The 16,443-nt window shown below is 63.4% G+C and carries 13 protein-coding genes; 7 read left to right on the top strand and 6 right to left on the bottom strand.

Annotated elements, in window-relative coordinates:
- Positions 1 to 56: 56 nt before the first annotated feature.
- The 5 genes from prpF to C4K38_RS09400 form a co-directional block, all read right to left on the bottom strand.
- Positions 57 to 1,247, bottom strand: a complete 1,191-nt coding sequence (gene prpF / locus C4K38_RS09425; RefSeq protein WP_053278107.1) for a 2-methylaconitate cis-trans isomerase PrpF — start codon at positions 1,245 to 1,247, stop codon at positions 57 to 59.
- Between the two features lie 60 nt (positions 1,248 to 1,307).
- Entirely contained in the window at positions 1,308 to 3,902 is a 2,595-nt protein-coding gene (acnD, locus tag C4K38_RS09420) for a Fe/S-dependent 2-methylisocitrate dehydratase AcnD (RefSeq protein WP_053278106.1), read from the bottom strand.
- A gap of 186 nt (positions 3,903 to 4,088) precedes the next feature.
- The gene (prpC, locus tag C4K38_RS09410) at positions 4,089 to 5,216 is read right to left on the bottom strand and encodes a bifunctional 2-methylcitrate synthase/citrate synthase (protein WP_053278105.1); all 1,128 of its coding nucleotides are present in this window, start codon (positions 5,214 to 5,216) and stop codon (positions 4,089 to 4,091) included.
- A 176-nt stretch (positions 5,217 to 5,392) separates the two neighbouring features.
- Entirely contained in the window at positions 5,393 to 6,289 is an 897-nt protein-coding gene (prpB, locus tag C4K38_RS09405) for a methylisocitrate lyase (protein ID WP_007930643.1), read from the bottom strand.
- Positions 6,286 to 7,008 carry a GntR family transcriptional regulator gene (locus tag C4K38_RS09400; protein ID WP_009047896.1) on the bottom strand — a complete coding sequence of 241 codons (723 nt, stop codon included), beginning with the start codon at positions 7,006 to 7,008 and terminating at the stop codon, positions 6,286 to 6,288. The genes prpB and C4K38_RS09400 overlap by 4 nt, the downstream gene beginning before the upstream one ends.
- Positions 7,009 to 7,277: 269 nt before the next feature.
- Here C4K38_RS09400 and rloA point away from each other — a divergent pair, with 269 nt between their 5' ends.
- The 4 genes from rloA to pabB all read left to right on the top strand — a co-directional run bounded on the left by rloA (position 7,278) and on the right by pabB (position 11,889).
- Positions 7,278 to 7,820 (top strand): retropepsin-like aspartic peptidase RloA, encoded by a 543-nt coding sequence (gene rloA, locus C4K38_RS09395; RefSeq protein ID WP_007930640.1) that lies wholly within the window; start codon positions 7,278 to 7,280, stop codon positions 7,818 to 7,820.
- A gap of 5 nt (positions 7,821 to 7,825) precedes the next feature.
- Positions 7,826 to 9,358: an osmotic stress tolerance membrane protein RloB gene (gene rloB / locus C4K38_RS09390; RefSeq protein ID WP_053278104.1), complete on the top strand. Its 1,533-nt coding sequence runs from the start codon at positions 7,826 to 7,828 to the stop codon at positions 9,356 to 9,358.
- Positions 9,358 to 10,344 carry an alpha-L-glutamate ligase-like protein gene (locus C4K38_RS09385; RefSeq protein WP_009047893.1) on the top strand — a complete coding sequence of 329 codons (987 nt, stop codon included), beginning with the start codon at positions 9,358 to 9,360 and terminating at the stop codon, positions 10,342 to 10,344. Before rloB ends, C4K38_RS09385 begins: the two co-directional genes overlap by 1 nt.
- Positions 10,345 to 10,545: 201 nt before the next feature.
- The gene (pabB, locus tag C4K38_RS09380) at positions 10,546 to 11,889 is read left to right on the top strand and encodes an aminodeoxychorismate synthase component I (protein WP_053278343.1); all 1,344 of its coding nucleotides are present in this window, start codon (positions 10,546 to 10,548) and stop codon (positions 11,887 to 11,889) included.
- Between the two features lie 111 nt (positions 11,890 to 12,000).
- Here the strand turns inward: pabB and thrH are convergent, their stop codons facing one another.
- Complete coding sequence (gene thrH, locus C4K38_RS09375; protein ID WP_009047891.1) at positions 12,001 to 12,618, bottom strand: bifunctional phosphoserine phosphatase/homoserine phosphotransferase ThrH; 618 nt, start codon at positions 12,616 to 12,618, stop codon at positions 12,001 to 12,003.
- A 168-nt stretch (positions 12,619 to 12,786) separates the two neighbouring features.
- Between thrH and C4K38_RS09370 the strand changes: the two genes are divergently transcribed.
- The 3 genes from C4K38_RS09370 to C4K38_RS09360 all read left to right on the top strand — a co-directional run bounded on the left by C4K38_RS09370 (position 12,787) and on the right by C4K38_RS09360 (position 16,389).
- Positions 12,787 to 13,521, top strand: a complete 735-nt coding sequence (locus C4K38_RS09370; RefSeq protein WP_053278103.1) for a phosphoadenylyl-sulfate reductase — start codon at positions 12,787 to 12,789, stop codon at positions 13,519 to 13,521.
- 536 nt (positions 13,522 to 14,057) lie between these two features.
- Positions 14,058 to 15,605 carry an NCS1 family nucleobase:cation symporter-1 gene (locus tag C4K38_RS09365; RefSeq protein ID WP_053278102.1) on the top strand — a complete coding sequence of 516 codons (1,548 nt, stop codon included), beginning with the start codon at positions 14,058 to 14,060 and terminating at the stop codon, positions 15,603 to 15,605.
- A gap of 55 nt (positions 15,606 to 15,660) precedes the next feature.
- Positions 15,661 to 16,389 (top strand): aspartate/glutamate racemase family protein, encoded by a 729-nt coding sequence (locus tag C4K38_RS09360; RefSeq protein WP_053278101.1) that lies wholly within the window; start codon positions 15,661 to 15,663, stop codon positions 16,387 to 16,389.
- Positions 16,390 to 16,443: the final 54 nt, after the last annotated feature.

Genomic DNA, 16,443 nt, shown 5'->3' with positions numbered 1-16,443 from the left:
TATCCGCCCCCTGTAGAAGCGCCGGCCGGCGGTCCCCTACAGGTAGCGGTTTTTCCTTAGAAAGCGTCGCCAGGCACACGCACCCAGCCTTCCATCAAGACCCGTGCGCTGCGGCTCATGATGGCCTTGGTCACGCTCCATTCGCCGTTGTCCTGCACGGCTTCGGCGCCGACGCGCAAGGTCCCCGACGGGTGACCGAAACGCACCGCGCTGCGCTCACCGCCGCCGGCCGCCAGGTTGACCAGGGTCCCGGGGATCGCCGCCGCCGTGCCGATGGCCACCGCGGCGGTGCCCATCATCGCGTGGTGCAGCTTGCCCATGGACAATGCGCGCACCAGCAGATCGACATCCGCAACCTTCACCGCCTTGCCGCTGGAAGCCTGGTAGTCCGCGGGCGGCGCGACAAAGGCAACCTTGGGCGTGTGCTGGCGCTTGGCCGCTTCGTCCAGGTGCTGGATCAGCCCCATGCGCAGCGCGCCGTGGGCGCGGATGGTCTCGAACATCGCCAGCGCCTTGGGGTCGCCATTGATATCGCCCTGCAGCTCGGTACCGCTGTAGCCGATGTCGCGGGCATTGATGAAGATGGTCGGGATCCCTGCATTGATCATGGTGGCCTTGAAAGTCCCGACGCCCGGCACCTCCAGGTCGTCCACCAGATTACCGGTGGAGAACATCGAGCCACCGGCGCCCTCCTCCTCGGCTGCCGGATCCATGAACTCCAGCTGCACCTCGGCCGCCGGGAAGGTCACGCCATCCAGTTCGAAATCACCGGTTTCCTGCACCGCGCCGTTGGTCATCGGCACATGGGCGATGATGGTCTTGCCGATATTGGCCTGCCAGATACGCACCACCGCCACGCCGTTCTGCGGGATGCGCTCGGCATCCACCAGGCCGCTGCTGATGGCGAAGGAACCGACCGCCGCCGACAGGTTGCCGCAGTTGCCGCTCCAATCGACAAAAGGCTTGTCGATAGACACCTGGCCAAACAGGTAATCCACGTCGTGACCGGGCTTGATGCTTTTCGACAGGATCACCGTCTTGCTGGTGCTGGACGTGGCGCCGCCCATGCCGTCGATCTGCTTGTCGTACGGGTCGGGGCTGCCGATCACCCGCAACAGCAACGCATCGCGGGCCGCGCCCGGCAGCTGCGCCGCCTCGGGCAGGTCTTGCAGGCTGAAGAACACGCCCTTGCTGGTGCCGCCACGCATGTAGGTGGCGGGAATCTTGATTTGCGCTACGAAAGCCATGAATTTCGGTCCTGATAAAGACCGAGGGCGGCGCCTTGCGGCCCGCCCCCGGTACGTCACTTAACTGGCGACAGCCGATTCGAGGAAGTCCTGGGCAAAGCGCTGCAACACGCCGCCCGCTTCGTAGATCGACACCTCTTCGGCGGTGTCGAGGCGGCAGGTCACCGGCACCTCGATGCGCTCGCCGTTCTTGCGCTGGATCACCAGGGTCAGGGTGGCGCGCGGCTTGCGCTCGCCCACCACATCGAAGGTTTCGGTACCGTCGATGCCCAGGGTCTTGCGGTCGGTGCCCGGCTTGAACTCCAGCGGCAGCACGCCCATGCCCACCAGGTTGGTGCGGTGGATACGTTCGAAGCCTTCGGCGGCGATGGCTTCCACCCCGGCCAGGCGCACGCCCTTGGCCGCCCAGTCACGGGACGAACCCTGGCCGTAGTCGGCACCGGCGATGATGATCAGCGGCTGCTTGCGCTGCATATAGGTCTCGATGGCTTCCCACATCCGGGTGACCTGGCCTTCCGGCTCGATCCGTGCCAGCGAACCCTGCGTGACCTTGCCGCCTTCCTGGACCATTTCGTTGAACAGTTTCGGGTTGGCGAAGGTCGCGCGCTGCGCGGTCAGATGGTCGCCCCGGTGGGTCGCGTAAGAGTTGAAATCCTCTTCCGGCAGGCCCATTTTCGCCAGGTACTCGCCCGCCGCGCTGTCGAGCATGATGGCGTTGGACGGCGACAGGTGATCGGTAGTGATGTTGTCCGGCAGCACCGCCAGCGGACGCATGCCGGTCAGGCTGCGCGCGCCGGCCAGGGCGCCTTCCCAGTACGGCGGACGACGGATGTAGGTGCTCATCTCGCGCCAGTCGTACAACGGCTCGACCTTGGGCCCGGTGTCTTCATGAATGGCGAACATCGGGATGTACACCTTGCGGAACTGCTCGGGCTTCACCGAAGCCTTGACCACCGCGTCGATCTCTTCGTCGCTCGGCCAGATGTCCTTGAGGCGGATTTCCTTGCCATTAGCGTCCAGGCCCAGCACGTCCTTCTCGATGTCGAAGCGGATGGTCCCGGCAATCGCATAGGCCACCACCAGCGGCGGCGAAGCGAGGAACGCCTGCTTGGCATAGGGGTGGATGCGCCCGTCGAAGTTGCGGTTGCCCGACAGCACCGCGGTGGCATACAGGTCGCGGTCGATGATCTCTTTCTGGATCACCGGGTCCAGCGCGCCGGACATGCCGTTGCAGGTGGTGCAGGCGAAAGCCACGACGCCAAAGCCCAATTGCTCCAGCTCGTGGGTCAGGCCGGCTTCGTCCAGGTACATGGCCACCGTCTTGGAACCCGGCGCCAGCGACGACTTGACCCAGGGTTTGCGGGTCAGGCCGAGCTTGTTGGCATTGCGCGCCAGCAGGCCGGCGGCAATCACGTTGCGCGGGTTGCTGGTGTTGGTGCAACTGGTGATGGCCGCGATGATCACCGCACCATCGGGCATTTGCCCCGGCACCTCTTCCCACTGGCCGGCGATGCCCTTGGCCGCCAGGTCGCTGGTCGCCACCCGGGCGTGGGGGTTGCTCGGGCCCGCCATGTTGCGCACCACCGAGGACAGGTCGAACTGCAAGCCGCGCTCGTACTGCGCACCTTTCAGGCTGTCGGCCCACAGGCCGGCCTGCTTGGCATAGGTCTCGACCAGTTGCACTTGCTCGTCTTCACGGCCGGTGAGCTTGAGGTAGTCGATGGTTTGCTGGTCGATGTAGAACATCGCCGCGGTGGCACCGTATTCCGGGGCCATGTTGGAGATGGTCGCGCGGTCGCCCAGGGTCAGCGCCGCGGCGCCTGCGCCGAAGAACTCCAGGTAAGCGCCCACCACCTTCTGCTTGCGCAGGAACTCGGTCAGCGCCAGCACCATATCGGTGGCGGTGATGCCCGGTTGCAGCTTGCCGGTCAGCTCGACGCCGACGATTTCCGGCAGGCGCATCCAGGACGCCCGGCCGAGCATCACGCTTTCGGCTTCCAGGCCGCCGACGCCGATGGCGATCACGCCCAGGGCATCCACGTGCGGGGTGTGGCTGTCGGTGCCAACGCAGGTATCGGGAAAGGCTACGCCATCGCGCGCCTGGATCACCGGCGACATTTTCTCCAGGTTGATCTGGTGCATGATGCCGTTACCCGGCGGGATCACGTCGACGTTCTTGAAGGCTTTCTTGGTCCAGTTGATGAAGTGGAAACGGTCTTCGTTGCGCCGGTCTTCCACGGCGCGGTTCTTGGCGAACGCATCCGGGTCGAAGCCGCCGCATTCCACCGCCAGCGAGTGGTCGACGATCAACTGGGTCGGCACCACCGGGTTGACCTGGGCTGGGTCGCCGCCCTGGTCGGCGATGGCATCGCGCAGGCCAGCCAAATCCACCAGGGCGGTCTGGCCAAGAATATCGTGGCACACCACGCGGGCCGGAAACCACGGGAAGTCGAGATCGCGCTTGCGCTCGATCAGTTGCTTCAGGGAATCGGTCAGGGTCGCCGGATCGCAACGACGCACCAGGTTTTCCGCGAGCACGCGCGAGGTGTACGGCAGGGTGTCGTAGGCGCCGGGCTGGATCGCCTCGACGGCCGCGCGGGTGTCAAAGTAGTCCAGTCGGGTACCGGGTAACGGTTTACGAAATTCTGTGTTCATCGTCAGGACTCGGTCACGGTGATTGCAAAAGGTGGTGCTGCTGAAACCGCTCTCCGGTAGGAGCGAAGCTTGCTCGCGATAGCGGTTTGACGGTCGACATCGATGTTGAATGTCAGTCCGTCTTCGCGGGCAAGCCTTGCTCCTACAGGGCTCCGGGTTTAGCCAGGGCGTTCAGGCAGCCACCATTCAGCGACGTTCGATTGGCACGAACTTGCGCTGTTCGACGCCGACGTACTCGGCGCTTGGACGAATGATGCGGTTGTTGGCGCGCTGTTCGAACACGTGGGCCGCCCAGCCGGTCAGGCGCGAGCAGACGAAGATCGGGGTGAACAGCTTGGTCGGGATGCCCATGAAGTGGTACGCCGAGGCATGGTAGAAGTCGGCGTTGGGGAACAGCTTCTTCTGCTCCCACATGGTCTTGTCGATGGCTTCGGAAACCGGGAACAACACCTTGTCGCCCACTTCATCGGCGAGCTTTTTCGACCAACCCTTGATCACCTCGTTGCGCGGGTCGTTGTCTTTGTAGATCGCATGGCCGAAGCCCATGATCTTGTCCTTGCGCTCGAGCATGCCGAGGGTGCCCTTGATCGCCTCTTCCGGCGAAGAAAAACGCTCGATCATCTCCATCGCCGCCTCGTTAGCGCCGCCGTGCAGCGGGCCGCGCAGCGAACCGATGGCCGCGGTGACGCAGGAGAACAGGTCGGACAGGGTCGAGGCACAGACCCGGGCGGTGAAGGTCGAAGCGTTGAACTCGTGCTCGGCGTAGAGGATCAGCGACACGTTCATCACCTTGACGTGCAGCTCGCTCGGCTTCTTGTCGTGCAGCAGGTGCAGGAAGTGGCTACCGATGCACGGCTCGTCGGTCACGCAGTCGATGCGCTTGCCGTCGTGGCTGAAGCGGTACCAGTAGCACATGATCGCCGGGAACGCGGCCAGCAGGCGGTCGGTGACGTCGCGCTGCTGGGAGAAATCCTGTTCCGGCTCGATATTGCCGAGGAACGAGCAGCCGGTGCGCATCACATCCATCGGATGGGCGTCGGCCGGAATGCGCTCCAGCACTTCTTTCAGCGCCTGCGGCAGGTCGCGCAGCTTGCTCAGCTTCTGGGCGTAGGCGTCCAGTTGCGCCTGGGTCGGCAGCTCGCCGTACAGCAGCAGGTAGGCCACTTCCTCGAACTGCGCGTCGGCCGCCAGTTCGCGGACGTCGTAACCCCGGTAGGTCAACCCGGCACCGGCCTGGCCCACGGTCGACAAGGCAGTCTGTCCGGCCACCTGGCCACGCAGGCCAGCGCCACTCAATACTTTTGCTTCGGCCATTGCTCTCTCCAATCTTGAATTTGTTAGGGAATCGGCAACTTCATGGGTCGGGACTCACCCCGACACCGCAGGAACGAAGCGGCTCGCGACGCTGATCGGCCCACCCCGGTGTATCAGGGGCTGCGCGTTATCGTTAACGTCCATCGCGGGCAAGCCTCGCTCCTACAAAGGTTGGTTCAGCTTTTCTTCTGGGCGAACAGCGCATCGAGCTTCTGCTCGAAGGTGTGGTAGTCGATGCGGTCGTACAGCTCCATGCGGGTCTGCATGGTATCGATCACGTTCTGCTGGGTGCCATCGCGACGGATCGCGGTGTAGACGTTTTCCGCCGCCTTGTTCATGGCGCGGAACGCCGACAGTGGGTACAGCACCAGGGAAACATCCACGGATTTCAGTTGTTCGGTGGTGTACAGCGGCGTGGCACCGAACTCGGTGATGTTGGCCAGGATCGGCGCTTTCACCCGGCTGGCGAAGATCTTGTACATCTCCAGCTCAGTGATGGCTTCCGGGAACACCATGTCGGCGCCGGCCTCGATGCAGGCGGCGGCGCGGTCCAGGGCCGACTCCAGCCCCTCCACCGCCAGGGCGTCGGTACGGGCCATGATCACGAAGCTGTCGTCGGTGCGGGCATCCACCGCGGCCTTGATGCGGTCGACCATTTCCTGCTGGGAAACGATCTCTTTGTTCGGACGGTGGCCGCAGCGCTTGGCGCCGACCTGGTCCTCGATGTGAATCGCCGCCGCGCCGAACTTGATCATCGACTTGACGGTGCGCGCCACGTTGAACGCCGACGAACCGAAACCGGTGTCCACGTCCACCAGCAGCGGCAGGTCGCAGACGTCGGTGATGCGGCGCACGTCGGTCAGCACGTCGTCGAGCCCGGTGATGCCCAGGTCCGGCACGCCGAGGGAGCCGGCCGCCACCCCGCCACCGGACAGGTAGATCGCCTTGAACCCGGCGCGCTTGGCCAGCAGCGCATGGTTGGCATTGATGGCGCCGACCACCTGCAAAGGTCGTTCGCTGGCGACCGCATCGCGGAAGCGCTGGCCTGGAGTGCTCTTGTTGTTGGAACTCATGACTCACCTCGTGGAGTGGCTGTCTGCTTGGCGCCGTCCTGGTAATGACGGGCAATGTTGCGTTTGGAAGCGCCGATGTGACGGCGCATCAACAACTCGGCCAGTTCGCCGTCGCGATCGGCAATGGCATCGAGAATCCGGTGGTGCTCGGCGAACGCCTGGTGCGGGCGGTTGGGCGTGGCGGAAAACTGGATGCGGTACATGCGCACCAGTTGGTACAGCTCGCCGCAGAGCATCTGCGTGAGGGTGCGGTTGCCGGCGCCCTGGATGATCCGGTAATGAAAGTCGAAATCGCCTTCCTGCTGGTAGTAGCCGACACCGGCCTGGAACGCCGCGTCACGCTCGTGGGTATCGAGGACCCGGCGCAACTCGTCGATTTCCTCGTTGGTCATGCGCTCGGCGGCCAGGCGGCAGGCCATGCCTTCCAGGGACTCGCGGATTTCATAAAGCTCGATCAGCTCGGCATGGCTCAGGGACACCACCCGCGCCCCGACATGGGGCACCCGCACCAGCAGGCGCTGGCCTTCCAGGCGGTGGATCGCCTCGCGCAGCGGGCCGCGGCTGATGCCGTAGGTGCGCGCCAGTTCCGGCTCGGAAATCTTGCTGCCCGGGGCGATCTCGCCCTTGACGATGGCCGCCTGAATGCGTCTGAAGACGTTTTCGGACAAGGTTTCCGAATCGTCCTGCGTCACGGCGGGGGGATCGAGCTGATCCAGCATATTGTCGACACCTTGAAAATCAATGCGACAAAAACTAGCCAATACAGCTCATGCAGTCAAAGGAAAAATAGATATTGTCGACAATCGTCTAATAACCCTTTGCACCAAACCGGCACAAAAGCCCCCGCCCCTCCGCTGGCGCCATAAAACCAGCATGCTAGAATGCCGCCCGCATTTGCCTGTCATATTAATAAGGCAGCACACGAGGGAGCTTGCGCAGCAATGCCAGTCGCCTTGAACTGAAGAACCCATGCAACGCACCAGGATCTATGAGACTCAAGGCCTTCTCCATACTGTTCTGCCTGCTCGGCCTGCCGGGCCTGAGTGCCGCCGCTGGCAAGACCGTTTACGGTCTGAATGAATACGCCAGACTGTCCGGGATCGACCTGGAAGTCGCCGCCAAGCTCGACACCGGCGCCAAGACCGCCTCCCTCAGCGCCCGCGACATCAAGCGCTTCAAGCGCAATGGCGAATCCTGGGTACGCTTCTACCTGGCCATCGACGCCGCCCATTCCCACCCCATCGAACGTCCGCTGGCCCGCGTCAGCAAGATCAAGCGCCGCGCTGGCGACTACGACCCCGATGAGGAAAACAACAAGAAGTACACCGCGCGCCCGGTCATCGAGCTGGATATCTGCATGGGCGGAGCCCTGCGCAGCATAGAAGTGAACTTGACCGACCGCAGTGCATTCCAATACCCGCTCTTGATCGGCTCCGAAGCACTCAAGCGCTTCGACGCACTGGTCGACCCCAGTCTTAAATACGCTGCTGGCAAACCTGCCTGCGCCACCGACGCTCATACCGCAGAGTAATTCCAATGCGCTCTCTTACCCTCCATCTGAAAATGCTGATCGCCATCCTGGTGGTGCTGGGCATTTCGGTCACGGCCTATCAGATTTTCGTGCTCGGCATCCCGGTGACCGAAGACGCCACCGACGACTTGTGGAACATCGACGCCAAGGTCGAATTCGTCGCCAACGCCAAAGACCCGATCAAGATCCAGATGTTCGTGCCGCCATTGAGCCGCGACTACGTCAGCCTGAACGAGAGCTTCATCTCCAATAACTACGGGGTGGCGGTGAACCGCGTCGACGGCAACCGCAAGGTCACCTGGTCGGCACGCCGCGCCAAGGGCAACCAGACCCTCTACTACCGCCTGGTCCTGACCAAGCGCTACACCGCGGAAAAAGCCAAGATCAAGGGCCCGACCTTCCGCGACAGCATCGCCGTCGAAGGCCCGGAAAAGATCGCCGCCGAAGCCCTGCTCGCGCCGATCCGCCAGCACTCGGCCGACGTCGAGACCTTCATCAGCGAAGCCATCAAGCGGGTCAACAACAGTAGCGACGACAACGCCAAGATGCTCCTGGCGGGCGATCCGTCGCCAGCGAACAAGGCCAAGATCGTCGACCTGCTGCTATCCATCGCCCACGTACCGATGGAGAAGGTCCATACCATCCGCCTGATGGCCGACCAGCCACAGGCCCCGGAACTGTGGCTGCGCAGCTTCAACGGTACCGACTGGCTGTACTTCAACCCGGAAACCGGCGAACAGGGCCTGCCCAGCGACCGCCTGCTGTGGTGGATCGGTGACGACAACCTGATCACCGTCGATGGCGGCAAGAAAGCCACCGTCACCTTCAGCCTGAACAACAGCGAAATGAACGCCATTCGCCTGGCCAAGCTGACCGACGAGAACACCGACGCCAACTTCCTCGAATACTCGCTGTACGGCCTGCCGCTGCAGACCCAGCAGACCTTCATGATCATGGTGATGATCCCGATCGGCGTGCTGGTGATCCTGGTGCTGCGCAACCTGATCGGCCTGCAGACCCTGGGTACCTTCACCCCGGTGCTGATCGCCCTGGCCTTCCGCGAAACCCAGCTGGGCTTCGGCATCGTGCTGTTCACGGTGATCACCGCGCTCGGGCTGTCGCTCAGGTCCTACCTGGAACACCTGAAGCTGCAGATGCTGCCGAGGCTGTCGGTGGTACTGACCTTCGTCGTGGTGCTGATCGCCGCCATCAGCCTGTTCAGCCACAAGCTCGGCCTGGAACGCGGCCTGTCGGTCGCCCTGTTCCCGATGGTGATCCTGACCATGACCATCGAACGCCTGTCGATCACCTGGGAAGAACGTGGCGCCGGCCATGCGATGAAAGTCGCCATTGGCACGCTGTTCGCCGCCTCCCTGGCCCACCTGATCATGAGCGTGCCGGAGCTGATCTACTTCGTCTTCACCTTCCCGGCGATGCTGCTGATCCTGGTGGGCTTCATGCTGGCGATGGGTCGCTACCGCGGCTACCGCCTGACCGAGCTCATGCGTTTCAAAGCCTTCGTCAAGGCTGATTCGTAATGTTCGGCCTGTGGAAGACCTGGAAGGCCCTGGAAGCCCGGGGCATCATGGGGATCAATCGGCGTAACGCGGACTACGTGCTCAAGTACAACAAGCGCAGCCTGTACCCGATCGTCGACGACAAGATCATCACCAAGGAACGCGCGATCAAGGCCGGCATCCATGTGCCGGAACTGTACGGCGTGATCTCCACCGAGAAGGAAATCGACAAGCTCGGCGAGATCATCGGCGGGCGCAACGACTTCGTGATCAAGCCGGCCCAGGGCGCCGGCGGCGACGGCATCATCGTGATCGCCGACCGTTTCGAGGGTCGCTATCGCACGGTGTCGGGAAAGATCATCAGTCATGAAGAAATCGAGCACCATATCTCCAGCATCCTCACCGGCCTCTATTCCCTGGGCGGCCACCGCGACCGGGCGCTGATCGAATACCGGGTGACCCCGGACCAGATCTTCAAGAGCATCAGCTACGAAGGCGTGCCGGACATCCGCATCATCGTACTCATGGGCTACCCGGTGATGGCCATGCTGCGCCTGCCGACCCGCCAGTCCGGCGGCAAGGCCAACCTGCACCAGGGCGCCATCGGTGTCGGTGTCGACCTGGCCACCGGCCTGACCCTGCGCGGCACCTGGCTGAACAACATCATCGCCAAGCACCCGGACACCACCAATGCGGTGGACGGCGTGCAACTGCCCTACTGGGACGGCTTCATGAAGCTGGCGGCCGGCTGTTACGAGCTGTGCGGCCTGGGCTACATCGGGGTCGACATGGTGCTGGACCAGGAAAAGGGCCCGCTGATCCTCGAGCTCAACGCCCGCCCCGGCCTGAACATCCAGATCGCCAACGACTGCGGCCTGACCCAGCGCACCCATGCGGTCGAAGCGCACCTGGCAGAGCTGAAAGCCCGCGGTATCAGCGAAACCGTCGAGCAGCGCGTGCAATTTGCCCAGGACCTGTTCGGCCATATCCCGGCGGTGGAAGGCTGATCCACGGCAAAACCTATCGCGGGCAAGCCTCGCTCCTACAAGATGCCGACCTGTAGGAGCGAGGCTTGCCCGCGATAGCCAATCTTCACCCCCCTCTCAGCCTGTCGCCAATCTGCTCATCCCCGACATCCCCACTAGGAGCAAATCCTTGAGGGGACTACAATCGCCAGCCGCGCTCCTCCGATGGCTGATCCGCCCCGCATGTTGACCTGCTCCGTACACCCGCTGCCCTACCGCACCAACCCCGCCGAGTATTTCGCGGCGATCCGTCATGCCCCGGGCGCCGTCCTGCTCGACAGCGGCCGGCCCAGTGCCGAACGCGGCCGCTACGACCTGCTCAGCGCCTGGCCACGGGCCCAGCTGGCCGTCCTCAAGAACGAAAGCGGCGAAGATTTCCTGCAGCGCCTGCGGCTCAACCTGGACCAACTGGGCCAGGCCGCGATCCCAGCGCCTTACCAGTTGCCTTTCGCCGGCGGGCTGATCGGCTACCTGAGCTACGACTTCGGACGCCATCTGGAACGCCTGCCCAGCCAGGCCCTGGACGACCTGCAACTGCCCGATGCGCGCTTCGGCCTCTACGACTGGGCGCTGATCAGCGACCATCAGCAGTGCACCAGCCAACTGGTGTTCCACCCCGCCCTCACCGCCGCCGAACGCCAGCGCCTGATCACCCTGTTCAGCCAGGCGCCGGCCAACACCCACGATAGCTTCAAGCTCAGCGAGCCGATGCGTCCCGACCTCAGCGCCGCGCAGTATCAGCAGGCGTTCGAGCGTATCCAGGCGTACATCCAGGCCGGCGACTGCTATCAGGTCAACTTCGCCCAGCGCTTTCGCGCGCCCTGCGTCGGCGATCCGTGGAGCGCCTACTGCGCGCTGCGGGCGGCCTGCCCAACGCCTTTTTCCGGGTTCCAGAGCCTGCCGGAAGGTGGCGCGGTGCTCAGCCTGTCGCCGGAGCGCTTCGTGCGGATCAGTGAGCGCCAGGTGGAAACCCGGCCGATCAAGGGCACCCGCCCACGCAGCCAGGATGCCGCCGAAGATGCGGCGAACGCCGCCGAGCTGCTGGCCAGCCCCAAGGACCGTGCGGAAAACCTGATGATCGTCGACCTGCTGCGCAACGACCTGGGCCGTACCTGCCGCATCGGCTCGGTGCGGGTGCCGGAGCTGTTCAGCCTGGAGAGCTACCCGAACGTGCACCATCTGGTGAGCAGCGTCACCGGCGAGCTGGCGGACGACAAGGATGCCCTGGACCTGATCGCCGGCAGCTTCCCCGGCGGCTCGATCACCGGCGCGCCGAAGATCCGCGCCATGCAGATCATCGACGAGCTGGAGCCGACCCGGCGCGGGCTGTATTGCGGTTCGCTGTTGTACCTGGACGTGCGTGGCGAGATGGACAGCTCGATCGCCATCCGCAGCCTGCTGGTCAAGGACGGGCAGGTCTGCTGCTGGGGCGGTGGCGGGATTGTCGCGGATTCGGACTGGCAGGCCGAGTATCAGGAGTCCATCACCAAGGTGAAGGTGCTGCTGGAGACCTTGCAGAGCCTCTGATCTGTAGCCGCTGCCGCAGGCTGCGAACGGCCGGCACGGCCGCGGCGCACTCACTGGTGCCGAGGACCTGCGGTCCTATCGCAGCCTGCGGCAGCGGCTACAGCGATACCTTTACAGGCTCAACTCACGGTTCGAAGCCTTGAGGAACTCCTGCTTCAACTCGGCAAAGCTGTGCACCGCCGGGAACTGCGGAAACTCGCGAATCACGTTATCCGGGGCATGGAACAGAATGCCGGCATCGGCCTCGCCGAGCATGCTGGTGTCGTTGTACGAATCCCCCGCCGCGATCACCCGGTAGTACAGGCTCTTGAAGGCCAGCACCGACTGGCGCTTGGGGTCTTTCTGGCGCAGTTGGTAACCGGTCACCCGGCCGCTGTCGTCGGTGACCAGGCGATGGCACAGCAGCGTGGGGAAGCCCAGCTGGCGCATCAGCGGCTGGGAAAACTCATAGAAGGTGTCGGAAAGAATCACCACCTGGAAACGCTCGCGCAGCCAGTCGACGAACTCGATGGCGCCGTCCAGCGGCTTGAGGGTGGCGATCACTTCCTGAATGTCGGAGAGCTTCAGGCCGTGCTCGTCGAGAATCCGCAGGCGCTGCTTCATCAGCACATCGTAATCGGGGATATCCCGAGTGGTCGCCTTTAGGGATTCAATCCCGGTTTTTTCGGCAAAGGCAATCCAGATTTCCGGGACCAGTACACCTTCCAGGTCGAGACAGGCAATTTCCACAAGACACTCCCATTTGTATTGGTTATTCGAGCGAGCAAAAGGACTGCCGAACTCTAGCGATTCGCCCTGGCCCACGCAACGTAAGGAGCGCGCCAGGCGGGGGCGGATTTGTTACCATCGCCAGTATCTAGAGCGCTCAGCGCCACCGACCTGCAGGAAACCGCCCTGATGAGCCCATCGTTCAATGTCGCTGAACTCGCCGCGACCTATGCCCAAAAATCCGCCCAGGACATTCTCAAACTGGCCTTTGCCGAGTTTGGCGATGACCTGTGGATCTCTTTCAGTGGTGCCGAGGATGTGGTGCTGGTGGACATGGCCTGGAAGCTGAACAAGAACGTCAAGGTCTTCAGCCTCGACACCGGTCGCCTGCACCCGGAAACCTACAGGTTCATCGAGCAGGTACGCGAGCACTACAAGATCGACATCGAGGTGGTTTCGCCGGACCGCGCCAAGCTCGACCCCTTCGTCAAAGAGAAAGGCCTGTTCAGCTTCTACAAGGACGGCCACGGCGAGTGCTGCGGCATCCGCAAGATCGAGCCGCTGCGCCGCAAGCTGTCCACCGTCCGCGCCTGGGCCACCGGCCAGCGGCGCGACCAGAGCCCGGGCACCCGCAGCCAGGTGGCGGTGCTGGAGATCGACAGCGCCTTCTCCACCCCGGAACGCACCCTGTACAAGTTCAACCCGCTGGCGCAGATGACCAGCGAAGAGATCTGGGGTTACATCCGCATGCTCGAGCTGCCGTACAACAGCCTGCACGAGCGCGGCTTCATCAGCATCGGCTGCGAGCCTTGCACCCGCCCGGTGCTGCCGAACCAGCACGAGCGCGAAGGCCGCTGGTGGTGGGAAGAAGCCACACAGAAGGAATGCGGCCTGCACGCCGGCAATATCATCAGCAAGGGCTAAGCCCCCTAATTCCCTTTCCCCTGGTCTGTAGGAGCGCAGCGGTGTGCCAGGTACGCCGTCTCGCGAGCAAGCTTCGCTCCTACAGAAGCCCCTCCTCTCGGTAAAATCTTGTACACATAAGTGTCACCACAGGTGCCATTTTTGTGTGCACTTTATGCCTCTACGCCCCAAAAAGTTACACCCTTCTCCCTGGGCCATCCTCCACCGCGCTCACACCCCACCCCCTCGAAAAATAAATACCTGTTCGAACGGTCAATTTATAATTTCGCAATTTCAGTCATTTAAAAATTATTAAGAACAAACCGAAATTATCGGTCGCTTGCTTAGATTGGGATCTGGCACGGAAGTGGCTTAAGTCGCCTCGCATATTGTATACAACTTAAATAAAAAATACATACACTTCATATCCGCAAGCCGGGTTCCCGAATCCGCCTGCTGATGCCCAGAACCCAGTGATTCCCGGACCCGCGCCGAAGACTGCCGAGCCTTGCGCTCAAGCACAGTCAGCGCCGGTCCGCGATCAGGAGCCAGCCGGAATGCGTACAAGCCTTGCCAATGACATCGCACTGGATTTGCCCTCCTCCCACGTCCACGCCAACCTCGATCCCAGCATCGCCTACGGCCCCGTCGCCACGGTCGACCTCAGCCCGCGCCTGCACAACCGCGACCTGGCGCCAACCAAGGTCGAAGGCCGGCGCTGGGGCGGCTACAGCATCTTTGCGCTGTGGACCAATGACGTGCACAACATCGCCAATTACTCCTTCGCCATCGGCCTGTATGCCCTGGGCCTGGGCGGCTGGCAGATCCTCCTGTCCCTGGGGATCGGCGCGGCGCTGGTGTACTTCTTCATGAACCTGTCCGGCTATATGGGCCAGAAGACCGGCGTGCCCTTTCCGGTGATCAGCCGTATCAGCTTCGGTATCCATGGCGCGCAGATTCCGGCGCTGATCCGCGCGGTGATCGCCATCGCCTGGTTCGGCATCCAGACCTACCTGGCTTCGGTGGTGTTTCGCGTGTTGCTCACGGCCATCCACCCCGGCTTCGCCGACTATGACCACAACTCGATCCTCGGCCTGTCGAGCCTGGGCTGGGTGTGTTTCGTGGCGATCTGGCTGGTCCAGTTGGCGATCCTCGCCTACGGCATGGAAATGGTCCGACGTTACGAAGCCTTCGCCGGCCCGGTGATCCTGGTGACCGTTGCCGCCCTCGCCGCCTGGATGTTCACCCAGGCCAACGCCCGCATCGCCTGGTCGATCCACGAGCCGCTGAGCGGTGGCGAGATGTGGCGCCAGATCTTCGCCGGCGGTGCGCTGTGGCTGGCGATCTACGGCACGTTGGTGCTCAACTTCTGCGACTTCGCCCGCTCCTCGCCCTGCCGCCGGACCATCAAGGTCGGCAATTTCTGGGGGCTGCCGGTGAACATCCTGGTGTTCGCGACCATCACCGTATTGCTCTGTGGCGCGCAGTTCCAGATCAACGGCAAGATCATCGAAAGCCCGACCGAAATCATCGCCTCGATCCCCAACACCTTCTTTCTGGTGCTCGGCTGCCTGGCGTTCCTGATCGTCACCGTGGCGGTGAACATCATGGCCAACTTCGTCGCCCCGGCCTTCGTGCTCAGCAACCTGGCGCCGAAGTACCTGACCTTTCGCCGCGCCGGGCTGATCAGCGCGACCATCGCGGTGCTGATCCTGCCGTGGAACCTCTACAACAGCCCGCTGGTGATTGTGTACTTCCTGTCCGGGCTCGGCGCCCTGCTGGGGCCGCTGTACGGGGTGATCATGGTCGACTACTGGCTGCTGCGCAAAGGCCGGATCAACGTGCCCGAGCTGTACAGCGAAAACCCGCAAGGCGCGTATTTCTACAGCCGCGGGGTCAACCTGCGAGCGGTGGCAGCGTTCATTCCGTCGGCGCTGATCGCCATCGTCCTGGCCCTGGTGCCGGGGTTTGCCAGCGTCTCGCCCTTCTCCTGGCTGATCGGCGCCGGCATTGCCGGCCTGCTGTACCTGATCATCGCCAAACGCCAGCCGCACTATGCGGATGTCAGCGGCGAATCCATCGCGGTCGACAACGTCTGTCACTAACCTTGAACGGCCCGCGTGCGGCGGGCCTCGAATGTCTCACCGATAAGGACAGCCCATGCGAATTCTCGTGGTCAACGTCAATACCACCGACTCCATCACCCAGGCCATCGCCCGCCAGGCCCAGGCTGTGGCGGCGCCCGGCACTGAAATCATCGGCCTGACCCCACACTTCGGCGCCGACTCCATCGAAGGCAACTTCGAAAGCTACCTGGCCGCCATCGCCGTCATGGACCGCGTGCTGTCCTACGACCAGCCCTACGACGCGGTGATCCAGGCCGGTTATGGCGAGCACGGCCGCGAAGGCCTGCAGGAGCTGCTCAATGTGCCCGTGGTGGACATCACCGACGCCGGCGCCAGCACCGCGATGTTCCTCGGCCACGCCTACTCGGTAGTGACGACCCTGGATCGTACCGTGCCGCTGATCAAGGACCGCCTGAAACTCTCCGGCCTGTACGACCGCTGCGCCTCGGTGCGGGCCAGCGGGCTGGCGGTGCTGGAGCTGGAAGAAGACCCGGCGCGCGCCGTGGAAGCCATAGTGCGCCAGGCCGAGCTGGCGGTCAGCGCAGACAAGGCCGAGGTGATCTGCCTGGGCTGTGGCGGCATGGCCGGCCTCGACGAGCAGATCCGCCAGCGCACCGGTGTACCGGTGGTGGACGGCGTGACCGCGGCAGTGACCATTGCCGAATCCCTGGTGCGCCTCGGGCTGTCCACCTCCAAGGTACGCACCTACGCCACGCCGCGGCCGAAGACCATCATCGGCTGGCCTGGGCGCTTCGGGCGCTGAGCCATCGCCTGTCACGAGCAAGCCCGCGCCTCCAGGGAAGCGGGTTTGCGCACC

It is taken from the genome of Pseudomonas chlororaphis subsp. piscium, from assembly GCF_003850345.1.
Classification (GTDB): Bacteria; Pseudomonadota; Gammaproteobacteria; order Pseudomonadales; family Pseudomonadaceae; genus Aquipseudomonas; species Aquipseudomonas piscium.
Note: the sequence above shows the minus strand (reverse complement) of the source record. Positions and strands in the feature narration are given on the sequence as shown.